The organism is Mycobacterium sp., assembly GCF_049281135.1.
Taxonomy (GTDB): Bacteria; Actinomycetota; Actinomycetes; order Mycobacteriales; family Mycobacteriaceae; genus Mycobacterium.
On sequence record NZ_JBAPRN010000132.1, the window covers coordinates 1 to 1,865 of the forward strand.

At 66.9% G+C, this 1,865-nt stretch carries 3 protein-coding genes; all 3 read left to right on the plus strand.

What is annotated here, in order from left to right:
- The first annotated feature begins 42 nt into the window (after positions 1 to 42).
- The gene (locus WAN02_RS05365) at positions 43 to 456 is read left to right on the plus strand and encodes an OsmC family protein (protein WP_422263141.1); all 414 of its coding nucleotides are present in this window, start codon (positions 43 to 45) and stop codon (positions 454 to 456) included.
- A complete protein-coding gene (locus tag WAN02_RS05370; RefSeq protein ID WP_422263142.1) occupies positions 443 to 727 on the plus strand; it encodes an acylphosphatase in 285 nt (94 codons plus the stop codon). The genes WAN02_RS05365 and WAN02_RS05370 overlap by 14 nt, the downstream gene beginning before the upstream one ends.
- Positions 728 to 738: 11 nt before the next feature.
- Positions 739 to 1,865 (plus strand): chromosome segregation SMC family protein (locus WAN02_RS05375; RefSeq protein WP_422263143.1); only part of this gene is annotated, 1,127 nt, incomplete at its 3' end.

Here is a 1,865-nt window from a genome sequence, read left to right on the forward strand (position 1 = left end):
GCGCCCGGCCACCTTCATGTTGCGACCCGGTAGAAAGAACTCATGACGGAACTGTGGGTGGAGCGCACCGGGGTGCGCCGTTACACCGGCCATAGCTCGCGGGGCGCGGAGGTGCACGTCGGCTCCGAAGACATCGATGGGGTCTTCACGCCGGGCGAGCTGATGAAGATCGCGCTCGCCGCCTGCAGCGGGATGTCCAGTGACTCGCCGTTGGCCCGCCGGCTCGGCGACGACTACCAGGCGACCGTTCGGGTGTCCGGCGACGCCGATCGTGAGCAAGAGGTCTACCCGCTGCTCGAGGAGGCGCTCGAAGTCGACCTGTCGGGTTTGGATGATGCCGAGAAGGCGCGGGTGCTCACCGTGGTCGAGCGCGCCATCGACCAGGTGTGCACGGTCGGGCGAACGCTGAAATCGGGAACGAAAGTCAGCTTCCAGGTCGTCGATGTCGGACATTGAGGCCGTCCGGCTCACCGCATGGGTGCATGGCCGGGTGCAAGGCGTCGGCTTCCGATGGTGGACCCGCTCGCGGGCGCTGGAGTTGGGCCTGACCGGCTACGCCGCCAACCGTCCCGACGGCCGGGTGATGGTCGTCGCGCAGGGTTCGCGTGACGCCTGTGAACGGCTGTTACTGGAGTTGCAGGGCGGAAAAACACCAGGCCATGTCGACACAGTTGTGGTCGACTGGTCGCCGCGCGGCGAAGCCATCAGCGGCTTCGCCGAGCGGTAGTCTGGCTCGCCGTGTACCTCAAGAGTCTGACGCTGAAGGGCTTCAAGTCCTTCGCCTCGCCGACGACTCTGCGGTTTGAGCCCGGCATCACCGCAGTGGTCGGCCCTAACGGGTCGGGCAAGTCCAACGTCGTCGATGCGCTGGCCTGGGTGATGGGGGAGCAGGGCGCCAAGACCCTGCGCGGCGGGAAGATGGAGGACGTCATCTTCGCGGGCACCTCGTCTCGGGCTCCACTGGGGCGCGCCGAGGTCACCGTCACCATCGACAACTCCGACAACGCGTTGCCGATCGAATACTCCGAGGTGTCGATCACCCGGCGGATGTTCCGCGACGGAGCCAGCGAGTACGAAATCAACGGCAGCACTTGCCGTTTGATGGACGTTCAGGAGCTTCTGAGCGACTCCGGCATCGGCCGCGAAATGCATGTGATCGTAGGGCAGGGCAAGCTCAGCGAAATCCTGGAATCCCGGCCCGAAGATCGTCGGGCGTTCATCGAGGAAGCCGCCGGTGTGCTCAAACACCGCAAGCGCAAAGAAAAAGCCGTCCGCAAACTCGAGTCGATGTCGGCGAACCTGGCCCGGTTGACCGACCTGACCACCGAGCTGCGTCGCCAGCTCAAGCCGCTTGGCCGCCAAGCTGAAGTGGCCCGGCGGGCCCAGACCATCCAGGCCGACCTGCGTGATGCCCGGCTGCGGCTGGCCGCCGACGACGTGGTCACTCGCCAGGGCGAGCTCAACAACACCAACCAGGCCGAGGCGACGCTGCGTCGCGAGCACGACGAAGCCTCAGCCCGGATGACGGTGGCATCCGGGGAACTGGCCGCCCACGAGACGGCGTTGACGGCATTGTCCGAGCGCGCGGAATCCGCGCAGCAGATCTGGTTTCAGTTGTCCGCCTTGGCCGAACGGGTCGGAGCGACCGTGCGCATTGCCAGCGAGCGTGCGCAGCATCTGGATGTCGAGACCACGTCGACCGGTGGCCCCGACCCCGACGAATTAGAGGCCGAGGCCGCCAACGTGGCCGCCGCCGAGCAGCAGCTGCTCGGCGAGCTGGCTGCCACCCGCAACCGGCTTGACGCCGCCCGTGCGGAGCTTGCCGACCGCGAACGAGCCGCCACCGAAGCCGAGCAGGCCCACGT

Excerpts from the sequence above, each read along its gene's own strand:
- WAN02_RS05365 (WP_422263141.1), top strand. The coding sequence starts at position 43 with ATGACGGAACTGTGGGTGGAGCGCACCGGGGTGCGCCGTTACACCGGC.
- WAN02_RS05370 (WP_422263142.1), top strand. The coding sequence starts at position 443 with ATGTCGGACATTGAGGCCGTCCGGCTCACCGCATGGGTGCATGGCCGG.